Annotated in this window: 10 protein-coding genes, 4 tRNA genes and 1 pseudogene; 9 read left to right on the top strand and 6 right to left on the bottom strand. The window is 60.1% G+C overall.

Annotation, left to right across the window (positions count from 1 at the left end; all coding sequences use genetic code 11):
• Positions 1 to 230: 230 nt before the first annotated feature.
• Entirely contained in the window at positions 231 to 929 is a 699-nt protein-coding gene (pyrF, locus tag AACY36_RS18740; RefSeq protein ID WP_339414653.1) for an orotidine-5'-phosphate decarboxylase, read from the top strand.
• A 78-nt stretch (positions 930 to 1,007) separates the two neighbouring features.
• Here the strand turns inward: pyrF and AACY36_RS18745 are convergent, their stop codons facing one another.
• Positions 1,008 to 2,015, bottom strand: a complete 1,008-nt coding sequence (locus tag AACY36_RS18745; RefSeq protein ID WP_339414652.1) for an NADP-dependent oxidoreductase — start codon at positions 2,013 to 2,015, stop codon at positions 1,008 to 1,010.
• 240 nt (positions 2,016 to 2,255) lie between these two features.
• Here AACY36_RS18745 and AACY36_RS18750 point away from each other — a divergent pair, with 240 nt between their 5' ends.
• The 4 genes and pseudogenes from AACY36_RS18750 (at position 2,256) to AACY36_RS28355 (ending at position 6,716) form a co-directional block, all read left to right on the top strand.
• Positions 2,256 to 3,017 carry an SDR family oxidoreductase gene (locus AACY36_RS18750; RefSeq protein ID WP_339414651.1) on the top strand — a complete coding sequence of 254 codons (762 nt, stop codon included), beginning with the start codon at positions 2,256 to 2,258 and terminating at the stop codon, positions 3,015 to 3,017.
• Between the two features lie 204 nt (positions 3,018 to 3,221).
• On the top strand, positions 3,222 to 4,634 hold the full coding sequence (locus tag AACY36_RS18755; RefSeq protein ID WP_339414650.1) for an aminotransferase-like domain-containing protein: 1,413 nt from the start codon (positions 3,222 to 3,224) through the stop codon (positions 4,632 to 4,634).
• Between the two features lie 180 nt (positions 4,635 to 4,814).
• Positions 4,815 to 5,855, top strand: a pseudogene (locus AACY36_RS28350) (HAMP domain-containing protein); the annotation flags it as partial.
• 18 nt (positions 5,856 to 5,873) lie between these two features.
• Positions 5,874 to 6,716, top strand: a complete 843-nt coding sequence (locus AACY36_RS28355) for a methyl-accepting chemotaxis protein (RefSeq protein ID WP_370468012.1) — start codon at positions 5,874 to 5,876, stop codon at positions 6,714 to 6,716.
• 36 nt (positions 6,717 to 6,752) lie between these two features.
• Here the strand turns inward: AACY36_RS28355 and AACY36_RS18765 are convergent, their stop codons facing one another.
• Together AACY36_RS18765 and AACY36_RS18770 are read right to left on the bottom strand one after the other, a co-directional pair.
• Positions 6,753 to 7,565 carry an alpha/beta fold hydrolase gene (locus tag AACY36_RS18765; RefSeq protein ID WP_339414648.1) on the bottom strand — a complete coding sequence of 271 codons (813 nt, stop codon included), beginning with the start codon at positions 7,563 to 7,565 and terminating at the stop codon, positions 6,753 to 6,755.
• 117 nt (positions 7,566 to 7,682) lie between these two features.
• A complete protein-coding gene (locus AACY36_RS18770) occupies positions 7,683 to 8,453 on the bottom strand; it encodes a hypothetical protein (protein WP_339414647.1) in 771 nt (256 codons plus the stop codon).
• Positions 8,454 to 8,812: 359 nt separating this feature from the next.
• On the opposite strand from AACY36_RS18770, the gene AACY36_RS18775 reads away from it, so the two are divergent.
• The 4 genes from AACY36_RS18775 to AACY36_RS18790 all read left to right on the top strand — a co-directional run bounded on the left by AACY36_RS18775 (position 8,813) and on the right by AACY36_RS18790 (position 9,227).
• Positions 8,813 to 8,888: transfer RNA gene (locus AACY36_RS18775), tRNA-Glu, on the top strand.
• Positions 8,889 to 8,892: 4 nt separating this feature from the next.
• Positions 8,893 to 8,968 (top strand) — tRNA-Gly (locus AACY36_RS18780).
• A gap of 104 nt (positions 8,969 to 9,072) precedes the next feature.
• Positions 9,073 to 9,148: transfer RNA gene (locus AACY36_RS18785), tRNA-Glu, on the top strand.
• Positions 9,149 to 9,151: 3 nt separating this feature from the next.
• Positions 9,152 to 9,227 (top strand) — tRNA-Gly (locus AACY36_RS18790).
• A gap of 54 nt (positions 9,228 to 9,281) precedes the next feature.
• On the opposite strand, the gene AACY36_RS18795 is transcribed toward AACY36_RS18790, so the two are convergent.
• The 3 genes from AACY36_RS18795 to AACY36_RS18805 form a co-directional block, all read right to left on the bottom strand.
• Positions 9,282 to 10,301: an NAD(P)/FAD-dependent oxidoreductase gene (locus tag AACY36_RS18795; RefSeq protein WP_339436685.1), complete on the bottom strand. Its 1,020-nt coding sequence runs from the start codon at positions 10,299 to 10,301 to the stop codon at positions 9,282 to 9,284.
• Positions 10,288 to 12,456 carry a hypothetical protein gene (locus AACY36_RS18800; RefSeq protein ID WP_339414646.1) on the bottom strand — a complete coding sequence of 723 codons (2,169 nt, stop codon included), beginning with the start codon at positions 12,454 to 12,456 and terminating at the stop codon, positions 10,288 to 10,290. Before AACY36_RS18800 ends, AACY36_RS18795 begins: the two co-directional genes overlap by 14 nt.
• Before the next feature lie 117 nt (positions 12,457 to 12,573).
• Complete coding sequence (locus AACY36_RS18805) at positions 12,574 to 14,313, bottom strand: dipeptidase (protein ID WP_339414645.1); 1,740 nt, start codon at positions 14,311 to 14,313, stop codon at positions 12,574 to 12,576.
• Positions 14,314 to 14,346: the final 33 nt, after the last annotated feature.

Here is a 14,346-nt window from a genome sequence, read left to right on the forward strand (position 1 = left end):
CAGCATAGGCGCCCAGCCCCATGGCTGGAAGTGCTGGTCGGTGGGTCGTGCAGGCGAGGCTAGCCGTAGGGCGTGTTGTGGGCATGTCGTGAATGTATCAGCTTTGAAATAATTTCCAGAAATGCCCGCCTGACGGCGCTTGGTCAGTATTTACCGATCATCGGATCCCGCAAAGGCGCTGCTTGCGCTACAATCCGCGCCGATTTCGACTTGCCTGAGAGCCCATTCCAATGCCCGTCTGCCAGACTCCTATCATCGTCGCCCTGGATTACCCCACTCGTGACGCCGCACTGAAGCTGGCTGACCAGTTGGATCCGAAGCTTTGCCGCGTCAAAGTCGGCAAGGAACTGTTCACCAGCTGCGCCGCGGACATCGTCGGCACCCTGCGTGATAAAGGCTTCGAGGTGTTCCTCGACCTGAAATTCCACGACATCCCGAACACCACCGCCATGGCGGTCAAGGCTGCCGCCGAAATGGGCGTGTGGATGGTCAACGTGCACTGCTCCGGCGGCCTGCGCATGATGGCCGCCTGCCGTGAAGTGCTGGAACAGCGCAGCGGTCCTAAACCGCTGCTGATCGGCGTCACTGTGCTCACCAGCATGGAGCGTGAAGACCTGGCCGGTATTGGCCTGGACATCGAGCCCCAGGAGCAAGTCCTGCGCCTGGCCGCCCTGGCGCAGAAAGCCGGCCTCGATGGCCTGGTGTGTTCGGCGCTGGAAGCCCAGGCGCTGAAAACCGCGCACCCGTCGCTGCAGCTGGTGACTCCGGGGATTCGTCCGGCGGGCAGCGCCCAGGATGACCAGCGCCGTATCCTGACCCCGCGTCAGGCACTGGATGCGGGTTCGGATTACCTTGTGATTGGCCGCCCGATCAGCCAGGCGGCGGATCCGGCGAAGGCGCTGGCGGCGGTAGTTGCCGAGATCGCCTGATATCAGGTCGAACCTGGAAACATAGATGTGGGAGCGAGCACGTCGCATCGCTGCTCCCACAATTAGATCCAAGGTGTGTCAGTTGACCTTGAGTACCAGTTTGCCAAAGTTCTCCCCGTTGAACAGCTTCATCAACGTCTCCGGGAACGTCTCCAGCCCCTCCACGATATCTTCCTTGCTCTTGAGCTTGCCCTGCGCCATCCAGCCGGCCATTTCCTGCCCGGCCGCGGCAAAGTTTGCCGCGTGATCCATCACCACAAAACCTTCCATACGCGCGCGATTGACCAGCAATGACAGGTAGTTGGCCGGGCCCTTCACGGCTTCCTTGTTGTTGTATTGGCTGATGGCACCGCAAATCACCACGCGCGCCTTCAGTGCCAGGCGGCTGAGGACGGCGTCGAGAATATCGCCGCCGACGTTATCGAAATACACATCCACGCCCTTGGGGCATTCGCGCTTGAGCGCGGCGGGCACGTCTTCGCTTTTGTAATCGATGGCGGCGTCGAAGCCCAGTTCATCCACCAGGAACGTGCACTTGTCTGCACCGCCGGCAATGCCCACCACGCGGCAGCCTTTGAGCTTGGCGATCTGCCCGGCAATGCTGCCCACGGCGCCGGCCGCGCCGGAGATCACTACGGTTTCGCCTGCCTTGGGTGCGCCGGTGTCCAGCAACGCGAAGTAGGCCGTCATGCCGGTCATGCCCAGGGCAGACAGGTAGCGCGGCAAAGGCGCGAGTTTTGGATCAACCTTGTAGAAACCACGCGGCTCGCCCAGGAAGTAATCCTGCACACCCAAGGCACCGTTGACGTAGTCCCCGACCGAAAATTTCGGGTTGTTGGACGCAATCACTTTTCCCACACCCAGCGCGCGCATGACTTCACCGATGCCGACCGGCGGAATGTAGGACTTGCCTTCATTCATCCAGCCGCGCATGGCCGGGTCGAGGGACAGGTATTCGTTGCGCACCAGCACCTGCCCATCCTGGGGTGTGCCCACCGGCACTTCCTGGTAGGTGAAGGTTTCCCGGGTCGCCGCGCCGACCGGGCGCTTGGCGAGCAGGAATTGGCGGTTGGTCTGGGCGGTCATGGCAGGGACTCTTCTGGAAATGAACCTGAAGTGATAAACCTTGAACGGCCATGGAGCAAGGTTCACCCAATGCGCGAATGCTTGTCGATAGGCATTGCTGATAGTCAGCCTATGTCTGTTATCACTGCGATCCATGCAGCCTTAACTGGCCTTTTGATAGTGCTGACGCGTCCGGCGTGGCGTTGGCTAGACTCGGGCCACGGCTAGATTTCCCACAACACACTCTTCAGGACATCCTCCATGAGCATGACGTTTTCCGGTCAAGTCGCCCTGGTAACCGGTGCCGCCGCCGGTATTGGTCGCGCCACTGCGCTCGCATTCGCCGCCGAAGGCTTGAAGGTCGTGGTTGCCGACCTGGATGCAGCGGGCGGCGAGGGTACCGTCGCCTTGATCCACCAGGCGGGCGGGGAAGCGCTGTTTGTACGCTGCAACGTCACGCTGGAGGCCGATGTGCAGCAATTGATGGCCCAGACCATCACCGCCTATGGCCGCCTGGACTATGCCTTCAATAACGCCGGAATCGAGATCGAGAAAGGCAAGTTGGCCGACGGCAGCCAGGATGAGTTCGACGCCATCATGGGCGTCAACGTCAAAGGCGTGTGGCTGTGCATGAAGTACCAGTTGCCGCTACTGCTGGCCCAGGGTGGCGGGGCAATCGTCAACACCGCGTCGGTAGCGGGTTTGGGCGCGGCGCCCAAGATGAGCATTTACGCCGCTTCCAAGCATGCGGTGATCGGCCTGACCAAATCGGCGGCCATTGAATATGCGAAGAAGAAAATTCGCGTCAATGCGGTCTGCCCGGCGGTGATCGATACCGATATGTTCCGGCGTGCCTATGAAGCCGACCCACGCAAAGCCGAATTTGCCGCCGCCATGCATCCGGTCGGGCGCATTGGCAAGGTCGAGGAGGTCGCCAGCGCGGTGCTCTACCTCTGTAGCGATGGCGCGGCCTTTACCACTGGCCAGGCCTTGGCGGTGGACGGTGGTGCTACGGCTATCTAGGACCTCGCGTCGCCCGCCATTCGAAAAGGTTTGGGAGGGCTGTGGGGCGTTTCCATAGCTGGCAATGGGCCCTGTCAGAATGTGTATCATTAGGTAAATAATTCAATAAAATCAATACTTTAATAAAATTTGGCGACGGGTTGTGAGGGGCTTCTGTGCTTAACTGTTCTGGGTTGAATAACAGACAGAGGAAGTGAGTGGCGCATGGATTTAGGGATCGATCGACAAGCCCTTGTACCGGTGGTGCAGCAAATCATCAGCGCAGTGGCGCAGTGGATTCGCAACAGTGGGGCGAGTCCCGGCACGCGCTTGCCGTCCATTCGACAGGTGGCCCTCGATAATCTGCTCAGCCAGTCCAGCGTGATCGAGGCGTTCGAGCGGATGGCCGCCCAGGGCGTACTGGTGTCCAAGCCCGGCTCGGGGTTTGTGGTCGCGCAGCCGTCCGGCTTGCATGAGGGCCAATGGTACGAAGGCGCAGAGCGGGAATGGGGGCCGTTCATCGATAACCCAATGGGTGAGCTGAAACTGGGCTGCGGCTGGTTGCCGGATGCCTGGCGCGAAAGCGATGACATCAGCTATGCGATTCGTGAAGTCACCCGTACCGACACCGCCGGTCTGTTCAACTACAGCACCCCATTGGGTTTGCTGGCGCTGCGCGAACAACTGCTCAAGCGACTGACCCAGATCCACATTGCCACCCACCTTGACTGCATTCTCACCACGTCAGGCGCCAGTCATGCACAGGACTTGCTGATACGCACGTTGCTCAAGGCTGGCGATTGCGTGGTGGTCGAATCGCCGGGGTACGGCAACCTCTATCGGCAGCTGGCGTTCCACGGCGTGCAACTGCTGCAAGTGCCGCGCACCCAAGGAGGCCCGGACCTCTCGGCGCTGGAAGCATTGTTGCAGCGGCATCGGCCCAAGTGCCTGTTCATCAACAGCCTGTATCACAATCCCACCGGCACCAGCCTGAACCGCACAGTGGCTGAACGTTTGCTGGAACTGGCGCACCGCGAGAACTTCCTGATCATTGAAGAGGATGTTTTCGGCGACCTGCAACCTGCCAGTTGCACGCGGCTGTCGGCGTTTCCCCATGATGACCGGGTGATCTATGTCGCGAGCTTTTCCAAGACCCTGAGCAGTGCCCTGCGCGTGGGGTATCTCAGTGCCAGCACGGTGATCATCGCGCAACTGGCCAGCCTCAAGACCATGACCGGGTTTGGCACCTCGCGATTTGCCGAGGCGGTGGTGGCCACGCTGCTGGCTAATGGCACCTATCGCAAGTGTGTGCAGCGCCTGCGCAAGCGACTGCGTGCGCAAATGGCCGCTACGTTGCAGGTACTGGAGGACGAGGAGTGGGAGGTGTTCGCCAAACCCGCTGGCGGTATGTTCCTGTGGGCACGGCCAGGGGTGGGGGATCGGTCACGAGTGCAGGGGTGTGCCCGGCGGCTCGGTGTCTTGTTATCGCCGGGGGCGCTGTTCAGTCCAACCGGCGAACCCAGTGACTGGCTGCGTATCAATGTGGCCTATGCGGCCGATCAACGAGCCTTGGCGTTGTTCCGCGCCATGGGGCCTGCCAGATCGACCTCGACCATCCTGAAAACGACGAGCGTGTAGCTTTTTGCCATTATTGTGGCGCCAACGCCTTGTGTTCAATGCCTTGTGGTTGCGAATCTCGCCTGAGTTAACCGGGCTTTATGGCATCTGCCATTGCAAGAGGATTCAAGTGCAATGATTTCGGTCGTGCAACGACATTTCGCCAACCTCGGTATGGCAAAGAAACTGGGCTTGGGCTTCATGCTGGTATTGCTGCTGACCGCGTTGGTCGCGGCCATCGGCGTGTGGTCCCTGCAATCCGTTGGACAGCGTTTCGAAGGCCTCAAGGCCATGTCTTCGCTCAACAGCGGCCTGCTCAAGGTGCGCCTGATCGAGCAGGACTACGCATTGCATGCCGACCCCAAGGCCGTCGATGCCCTGCATGAAAGTGTCGATACCCTGGCAGCGCTCGCGGCCAGCCTCAAGGCTCAATCGCCCGCCAACGTGCCGGTGATGAACGATGTCGAGCAAGCCTTGGCGGAATACCGCAAGGCATTCGATGAGTTTGTCGAATTGACCCAGACCAAGGACCTGGCCCTTGAAATGGCCAGTTGGTCGGTGTCCAGCGTGGCGAACAACCTAGACGTCTTGCAGGCCGGGCTGGCAGATGACGGTGCCTATGGCCTGAAGGAAAGCCAGGGCAAGGAGGGCGCTGAGTTTATCGAGCAGGCGGGACAGATCAGCCAAGTCTCACGCTTGATGTTGCAAGCCATGAACGAAGCCCATGTGCGTCTGGATCAGAGCCGCAAAGTGAGCGGGGAGGGCACTGAGCAGGGCAAGATCGAGCAGGCCGACCAGGCCCTGGCCCAGGTCGAGCAACTGAAGACCTCGGTCAAGGACTCGGGCTACCAGACCGTGCTCAACGAAGTCTCCGGGCATATTGCCGCGTTCAGTGAAAAGCTCGGCGAATACACCGGCCTGCTGGCGCAGGAGAAAGTGGTCTACAAACAGTTGCATGATCGGGCGGAGCAAGTGGTCAGCCGGGTCAACCAGGCTTACAGCGCCGAAGATCAGTCGATGCAGGCGCAGTTAAAGAAAAGCGCAGGGCTGATCATCGGTTCTTCGGCCCTGGCACTGCTGGTAGGGTTGATTGCGGCGTGGGTGATAACCCGATTGATCGTCGCGCCGCTGCGCAGTGTGATCGCCGTGGCCCAGCAGATCGCCGCCGGCGACTTGAGCGGGCGCATGGACGTCAGTCGTCGCGATGAAATCGGCCAGTTGATGCAGGCGATGCAGCAGATGGGCAGTGGCTTGAGCCAAATGGTCAGCGGCCTGCAAGCCGGTATCGAACAACTGGCCAGCTCGGCGCATTCATTGTCCAGCGTCACCGAGCAGACCAATATCGAAGTCAGCAGCCAAAAAGAAGAAACCGAACAGGTTGCCACGGCGATGAACCAGATGACCGCCACCGTTCACGACGTGGCGCGCAATGCCGAAGAGGCCGCGCAAGCCGCGCAGACGGCGGATGACAAAGTCGACAGTGGCCAACGGGTGGTGCGCCAAAGCCTGCAGCGCATCGAATTACTGGCCACCTCCAGCACCAGTGCCAGCACCAGCATCGAGAGCCTGAGCGCAGAGATCCAGCATATCGGCACCGTGTTGAGCGTCATCAAAAGCGTGGCTGAACAGACCAACCTGCTGGCCCTTAACGCCGCCATCGAAGCCGCCCGCGCGGGCGAACAGGGGCGGGGTTTTGCGGTGGTCGCCGATGAGGTGCGCGCGTTGGCCCTGCGCACCCAGCAATCCACGGAAGAAATCGAGCGGTTGGTCAGTACCTTGCGCAGTGCGGCGCAGTCGTCCGTGCAGCAGATCCAGCAAAGCGGCGAGCTGGTGAAGCTGGCAGTGAGCGATGCGCTGGAAACCGAAAGCGCCCTGGGCAGCATCGCGGCGGCGGTGTCGTTGATCCAGCAGATGAACCAGCAGATTGCCGCTGCGGCCGAGGAACAAAGCTCGGTGGCCGAAGAGATCAACCGCAGCGTCACCAGTATCCGTGCCAGTGCGGATCAGTCGGCGCTGAGCATGCAGGGCAACGCTGCGTCGAGTATTCAACTGGCGCAGTTGGGGGCGGAGCTCAAGGGCATGGTGGGGCATTTTCGCCTGTGATCGCAGCGTGTTGGCTGCGATCACTGGGGAGGGCGGTCAGGCGTGGTTGGCCAGGAAGGTCAGCAGCGCTTCGTTGACGAAGTCCGGATGTTCCCTCGCACTGATATGGCCGGCCTGCGGAATCAGGATCAGGCTGCAGCCGATCAGACCGGCCATCTCCTCGGACTCGGCGGGAGGGCGCGGTTTGTCCTGTTCGCCACACATTACCAAGGTAGTGTTGGCATCCAAGCGTGGCAACTGCGCCAGCACATCCTCGCGACTGAAGATCAACCGGCCCAGGGGCACGATGCTGCGCAGCAGGCGCTCTTTGGAGTAACCCTGCAATTGCTTGCGCAAATCCTGGTACAGCGCTGATTCGCGATCGATGCCTGGGCGGAAGAAGATCGGAGTAATAACATCCAGCAAAGGTTCAGGGATGGCGCCGGCGTCTTCGATCATCTTGAACAGCGAGAAATAGTACTGGCGCGTGGCCTCGGGCTCGGCGCCGAGGTAGGTGTCCATCAGCACCAGGCTGTTGACCCGCTCGGGTGCGAGCAACGCCAGCCGCGCACCCCACATGCCACCGACCGAGAGACCCACCAGGTTGATGTGTGAAATGTCCAACTGGTCCAGCAGGGCCAGGGCCTGGCGTGCGAGGTCGTCGAGGGAATGGGTTTGCGCCGGCAGCGGGCCGGACTCGCCATGGCCCCACAGCTCGGGCACGATCACGCGGTACTGTTGCGACAGGGCTTCGACCTGCGGCGACCACATGTCGCGGTCCCACAGGTAGCTTGAGCCCAGCAGGACGACGGGGCCGCAGCCCTGGTCGACGTAGTGCAGCGGTTGTCCATCAATGACGGCGACAGGCATAGCAGGCCTCTGACTTCACGGAGTGAGGGGCACTTTTTTACGCTAGTCGAGGGGCGGCGGATAGATGCAAAGTGATGGCATGTGGCGAACAGAGTTCGCCACATGGAGAGGGGCCAATCAGTCGTAAATGGCTTTTTTCTTCCATTCCGCGTCGGCGTCGACCACTTTGAGGCCTTCGGTCAATTCGTTGACCTCGTCTTGGGCAGGCTTGCTGTTGGTCAGTACCGTGGAGTTGGCGCGGACCAGTTGGGCTTCCAGTTGTTGCAGCTGTGCGCTGTAGATCCCCGGCTCCGGTTGTTTGCGCAGGTACTGCACGCCACGTTCGAATGCCAGGCGCGCCTGGCCCGGCTGGCTTTGCTGCAAAGCGTGCTGGCCGAGGTTGTTGAAGAACTCGATATGCAGCAACACCAGGATATGGCGGATTTCCTTGATCCAGTGCTTGGCCTCGTTGGACGACAGGAAGCCGTCCTGAGCAGCGCGGGTGACCTGGCCGTGGAGGGCTTCAAGCAGGAAACGCACGTCCTTGGCCTTGGCTTCGGTCTGGATCGGCGCGGGCGGGTTGCTCACCGGGATCGATTCACCCTGGGCCACCAGCGCATTCAGCTCGGCGATGCGGGCCTTGATCGGTGCGCTGGTCTTGTTGAGGTTCAACAGCCGCTGGTTAACGTTGAGCTCCAGTCGTGTCAGCAACAGTTTGAGCGCCGGGGTCATCAACTGGCCAGGAAAGGTCTCGGTGATTTCACCGCAGCGGCGCAGCCGATCATTGAGTTCGATTTCGGTACGTTTCTTTTCCAGCTTGTTGTTTTCCACCACGTGGTTCATATAGCCAATGGCAATCAGTATGGCGATAACGGCTATTACCAACAGGGTGATCATGAGTGGTGTCACCGGTGTGACCTCTTTATAGGGTTTACAGTGGAGTGTAGTGACTGGGCGTTCCGGCGGATAGAACTGATCGACCAGTTGCCCAGGTAGTTTGCTTCTATATAGATAGGCGTTCCCTGCATGAATGCACATTGCCATCATTTTCCGGAGTGAACTATAGCGTCTTGTCGGGCGCCAGAATATAGGCGCCAAAGCCCGAACGGGCATAACGTTCGCACAAGCCCGTAAAGCAGGGCGAAGTCATTGATTTAAATAAATTTATCCTTGGGGGTTGACGACCTTTCAATCCATCCATAGAATGCGCGCCACTTACAGCGTAAAGCGCACAGCGAAACGCGGTAGGGAGTGAATGTTGTACGTGTGTCCCCTTCGTCTAGTGGCCTAGGACACCGCCCTTTCACGGCGGTAACAGGGGTTCGAGTCCCCTAGGGGACGCCAATATGCGGGAATAGCTCAGTTGGTAGAGCACGACCTTGCCAAGGTCGGGGTCGCGAGTTCGAGTCTCGTTTCCCGCTCCAAATTTAAGCAGTGTTGCTCTTGGGCGACACTGAGTGAAACCAGGGCATGATCTTCGGATCTAATCTCTGGGCACTGAAATACACACCATGTATTTCAGTAGCGTGTCCCCTTCGTCTAGTGGCCTAGGACACCGCCCTTTCACGGCGGTAACAGGGGTTCGAGTCCCCTAGGGGACGCCATTTGCGGGAATAGCTCAGTTGGTAGAGCACGACCTTGCCAAGGTCGGGGTCGCGAGTTCGAGTCTCGTTTCCCGCTCCATATTCAACGAAAACGCCGATCAGAGATGATCGGCGTTTTTGTGTGTGTCGATTTTTATTCCTGAGTGTGCAGCCACGCCGGTGGGTGGGGGTGGGCTTGATAAAAGCCGCGCAGCGCCGTCACATCACGTTTGAAGCCTTCCCGTACCCAGGCGTGATAGGCCGCTTGAATAATCGATTCCCCCGCCGGCCAGGACAGGCAATCAACAATCGCCGAGGCAGCCTGCATGCCTGAGATCAATGCCTTGATTACGCCATGGGAGGCACAAGGGTCGAGGGTTGCGGCGGCATCGCCGACTAAAAAGTAGCCAGGCCCCGTGGTGTGCTGAGCGCACCGCCACGTCACGTCGGCGCCTCGCGTCACGTCGGTCGCTGTTTGTTGGTCCAGTGCTTTAGGGATCGCCCTGCAGGTGTCCGCAGCGTAAAACGACAGCTGCGTCCAATGCACGCAGGTGCTGCTGATTCGAGCAAGCCAGTGCCAGCCCTGGCGGTTGGCAAACAGTCCCAGTGCTGTATCCGGAAGGCGGTGGTCCTCGCAGTAGCCATACCTTGCAATCAGCCGAGGTGAAAGGCGCAGGCAGGGTATCTGCAATTGACGTTGCAGCCAGCCATGCCGACCGGTGGCGTCCAACACGTAGCGCGCGGTCCATTGGGTAGCCCCGACCTGAACGCCCGATACCCGACCGTGCTGTTGCAACACCTGGCTGACGCACTTCGGTTGGCTAACCTGCACGCCCAGCGTGCGGGCCTGTTGGAGCAATTGCTGATCGAGCAGGGCGCGCGGGATCTGAAAACCCCGCCAGGCCTCACCGCCAAATCCATGGAAGCGCGGTGGGCCATCCCAATGCACCCAGTGCCCGGCGTGTCTCAGGTATGCCGGATCGGTCAGTAGTGCGTTGCCGCCGAGTTGCCGCAGCAAGGGTTCAACCCCTGGATGCAAAGTCTCCCCGGGTCGGTGTCGAGGGAAATGGCTTCTTTCTACTAAGCCAACCCGCAAACCGCGTTGTGCGCAATGAATCGCCGCGGCACATCCCGCCGGGCCCGCTCCCATGACCACCACGTCAACGTCGTTCATCAACTTTGCGCCAGGGCCCACCGTCCTGGCGGACAAGCAGCGCGTCCTGGCCCATATACAGTTGCACCTGTTGCTCGATCTGCACATGGCGAAGCTTGAAGTTGTCCGTCGGTGTGGTGATCCCCCCGCGCTTGTACAGCCAGTAGTGCTGCACATCGCCCTCCAGCCGATGATTGGCTTGCTGTTGCGCCGCCTCGAAGGCGTCATCCGGCAGTTCTACCCGATAAAACGACAGCAGGGGCCAGAGTTTTCGCTGTTCTTTGTCTGATCCTGCGCCGACTGCCTTGTACGCGCGCCGCATGCCCAGCACACGCTGATGGTACTGCTCGGTGCTGGTCTGCCCGGTCATCGCCAGCGACAACTGGCCGGCCAGTGCGGCTCTTGTGTAATCGCTGTACTCATAGGCCTCGTACTGGACCACCGAGCGTCCTTCAACTTCAATCAGTGCCGGTCCGCTGCGGCCATCCCAGCCCGGGCTGCCGCGCTGGCCTGTTTCGCTGTCTGTCAGCGGGATGACCGTGGCCGACACACTGCGCGGTTCGAACGTGCGGGTCGAGTCCGGCGCGACACCTGGCCAGTAGGAGCCCAGCGCGGCACAGATACGTGCGTCCTCGGTAAATGGGCTGGCCAGTTGATAGCCGCAAAGCACATTGGTAAACGGCGCATCCACCAAGCCGCGGCCGACTTCCCAGCCGGGTCCAAACACACCGTTGGCGAAATCCGGCAGCCAGGATTGTCGCTGGGCACCCGCCACCGACGTGCTCGCGTTGGGCGTTGTCGAGGGCTGGGGATGGGAGATAATCGCCGTGACGCCGCGATCTTCCGGGGAGAAGTGATTACCCGTCAGGGACTGATTGATATAGAAGCGCACGTCGCACAGCGGATTGACCCGTGTATGCCACACCTCCGGGCAAGGTGGCGCCGGGCAGGGGAACACCTCGGGGTCGCTGGACCACGCCTTGAGTTCTCGTTGTCCGCACAGTGGGAAAAAGTCCGGGGCACCAATGATGGAATAGGCGGCAATGCTTTCCAGCATCAACTGCGGGCAGTTCGCCCGCACCCAGCCGTCCGCCATGGCGTCTTGATAGTGCAGGGCGCGATAGCCGCCGGCCTTGACGATTGCATCGACGTTTTCCAACTCATTGAGGTCTTCGACCGAGCCGTCGTCGCGCACGCGATGCCGTCCATGGATCAGGCCACCCGAGTCCGACGGCATCATGAACGACAGCGGGCTGCCCTGATAATAAGCCAGCTCCACCAGGGTCTTTTTAGCGTCGGGCACCAGCAGTCCCGGCGCGAACGTATCGACATCCGCCCAATGGCAGAGTCCTTGGGTAATCACGAAAGGCGGGTTGAGAATGTCAGGTTCCTGCCAACCGGTACCGTGAAAGCGCCGGTGGATCTGCCCGATCTTTTCGTTGATCTGGTGGCTTTCCAGTTGCACCCTCAGGTCCATCCCCGCCAGGCATTCATCTCCATCGAAAAGTTTGTGCAGGGGCACCCAGAACTCAAGGTCCGAGTCGATGGGCTGGGCGTTCATCGGGCCAAATTGTTCTGGCTGGCCAATGTGTTTTGCCGCGATAAAGGCGCCGTAGCGCGCCGGTATAACGCGCATTTGACTGGGCTGGCCCTCAACGAATGGCAAGAACCCTCGCCGTTGCGGGTCATATAGCGCGGCGGCTGTGCCCACGCGGGCCACGCCGGTGCGGGAAAAACACAAGTCGGCCTGGCGGCGATGCACGGTTTCAGGCTGTGTCCGGTATTCGTAGGCAAACACCGCGATCGCCAGTTGCTGATCACCGAATGACGCCAAGCTGGGGGGCGCTGCGCCGTAGACGTAATTGAGGATCTGCTCGATTTCAGCCGCTGTCGGAAATTCGGTCAGTGCTTCACCGCGGATATCGGTGCTCACGTTGGGCGATGCGAATGCATGAAACAGCAGGCTGTCAGCCGGTCGCCCCGGTTCGATACCACGCATAGCGCTGACAGAGAAGTCTTCGAAACCCGCCAATGTGCGGTTGATCTGCAGAGGTTGGGCAAGTTCTTCGCGCAGCGTGCCCGAAGTGATATCCAGGCCATGGAGCAGCAACAGGTCGCGCCACCCAAAGGGAGCCAGGCGTGTACAGGCACGTTCGACAGCGTTGAGCAGAGACATCCCGATTCCTCCGACAGAGTCAGAGGGCAGGGTACGCAAGAGGATTCAGCGTGGTAACTGACCGAATGGCTAGGTCGGCGCCAAAAGGACCCGCCAGGCTGGCGGGTCCGGGGAGGGTCAGAGCTTCGGCAACTGCCCGATACGGCCCATCATTTCTGTGACAATCTGCAAGTCCAGCAAGAACTGGTCGACGGTCTTGAACTCGTTGTCGGTGTGCCCGGTGTACTTTACTTCCGGCCGCGCCAGGCCGAATTGCACGCCGTTCGGCAGTTCGTGCACGGACGTTGCGCCGGCCGAGGTGCCGAACTTGTGCTCCATGCCGAGGTTTTCGCTGGCCACTGCCAAGAGTGCTTTCACCCATTCACCTTCCGGGTTGCGGAACATCGGTTCGGCCACCGAGTAGGTAAAGTCCACGTTAACCTTGGTTTTCTTGTCCCAGGCGCTCAACTTTTCGGCGATTTGTGCCTTGAGTTTCTCCGGGGATTTGCCCTTCGGCACACGCAGGTTCACCGCCAGTTTGAAGGCTTTGTCATCCAGGCCAACAAAGGTCAGCGAGGTGGTCAGCGGTCCCATGAATTCGTCAGAGAAGCCCACGCCCAGCTTGCCGCCGAGGTAGTCCAGGCCCCAGTTGTCAGACGCATAACGTGCGGCATCGGTAATCTGGTTGTGCTTGAGTGCGATTTTGCCGTCGATGCTGTGGATCAGTTCCAGCATGCGCGATACCGGGTTGATGCCGGACTCCGGCTCGGACGAGTGAGCCGAAACACCAGTGACCGTCAGCTTGACGTCTTTACCGTCGACCTTGGTGGCGACCTCGAAATCACCGCCGTTACGCTTGGCATATTCAGTGCCGGCCTTTTGCAGGCTGGCGGCCAATTCGGCAGGTTTGTCGCTGAGAAACGTTGCAACCGAAGCCGACGGGATCTGGTTAGTCGCCATGCCGCCGGTCATCGAGATGATTTCCGCGCCTTTGCCTTCAGGCTTGCGACGCGGGAAGGTTGCCATCACCGTGCCGTAGCCTTTCTCGGCAATTACCACTGGGTAGCCGCCATCCAGCGCGAGGTTGTATTGCGGCGTCGGGTTCTTTTCAAAGTAATACGGAATTGCGTCGCCGGAGGTTTCTTCGGTGGTGTCCACCAGCAGCTTGAAGTTACGCGCCAGCGCCAGCTTCTCTTCCTTGATGACCTTCATGGCATACAGGGCTACCACAATGGCGTTTTTGTCATCCTCGGTGCCACGGCCGTACATGCGGTCGCCGATCAGCGTGACCTTGAACGGATCTAGCTTGGTGCCGTCTTTCAGCACCCAGTTTTCCGGCGTTACCGGTACCACATCGGCATGGGCGTGGATGCCGACCACCTCATCGCCGCTGCCTTCCAGAGAAATTTCGTACACACGATTGTCGATATTGCGGAAATTCAGGTTGAAGGCCTTGGCGAGGTCTTGGATCTTGCCGGCGATCTTGATGAATTCCGGATTTTTATACTGCGGTAGACCGTCCACATTGAAGGTCGGAATTTCCACTAGCTCGCGCAGGGTTTCGGTGGCGGCCTTGCCATACTTCACCCGCGTATAGATGCCCAGCAGCCGATTGATTTCGTTCTGCTGGTCGGCGCTCAGGGTTTTGTTGTCGAGAAAGGCACTGATCGCCGGGCCCACATCGCTGGTCTTGCCAAGGTCGCCGTTGGCCAGGGTACCGAGGAAACCACGAAAATCACTGACGGAGGTTTCGCTGAAACTCTTGAGAATCGCCGTGCTTTGGTCGGGGGTGATAGTGGCGAAAGCTGGGCCAGAGATGGCCGATAGGCTCGCCGCGAACAGGGTGGCAGCCGCCAGTTGCTTGAGTGGAAAGTGCATGGAGGGACGCATTCCTTTGCTGGTAGTCAGTAG

Source organism: Pseudomonas sp. EA_15y_Pfl1_P101, from assembly GCF_963970835.1.
Classification (GTDB): Bacteria; Pseudomonadota; Gammaproteobacteria; order Pseudomonadales; family Pseudomonadaceae; genus Aquipseudomonas; species Aquipseudomonas tritici.

Bases quoted from the DNA above. Each gene is read 5' to 3' on its own strand.
- pyrF (WP_339414653.1), top strand. From the start codon at position 231: ATGCCCGTCTGCCAGACTCCTATCATCGTCGCCCTGGATTACCCCACT.
- AACY36_RS18745 (WP_339414652.1), bottom strand. From the start codon at position 2,015: ATGACCGCCCAGACCAACCGCCAATTCCTGCTCGCCAAGCGCCCGGTC.
- AACY36_RS18750 (WP_339414651.1), top strand. From the start codon at position 2,256: ATGAGCATGACGTTTTCCGGTCAAGTCGCCCTGGTAACCGGTGCCGCC.
- AACY36_RS18755 (WP_339414650.1), top strand. From the start codon at position 3,222: ATGGATTTAGGGATCGATCGACAAGCCCTTGTACCGGTGGTGCAGCAA.
- AACY36_RS28355 (WP_370468012.1), top strand. From the start codon at position 5,874: ATGGTCAGCGGCCTGCAAGCCGGTATCGAACAACTGGCCAGCTCGGCG.
- AACY36_RS18765 (WP_339414648.1), bottom strand. From the start codon at position 7,565: ATGCCTGTCGCCGTCATTGATGGACAACCGCTGCACTACGTCGACCAG.
- AACY36_RS18795 (WP_339436685.1), bottom strand. From the start codon at position 10,301: ATGAACGACGTTGACGTGGTGGTCATGGGAGCGGGCCCGGCGGGATGT.
- AACY36_RS18800 (WP_339414646.1), bottom strand. From the start codon at position 12,456: ATGTCTCTGCTCAACGCTGTCGAACGTGCCTGTACACGCCTGGCTCCC.
- AACY36_RS18805 (WP_339414645.1), bottom strand. From the start codon at position 14,313: ATGCACTTTCCACTCAAGCAACTGGCGGCTGCCACCCTGTTCGCGGCG.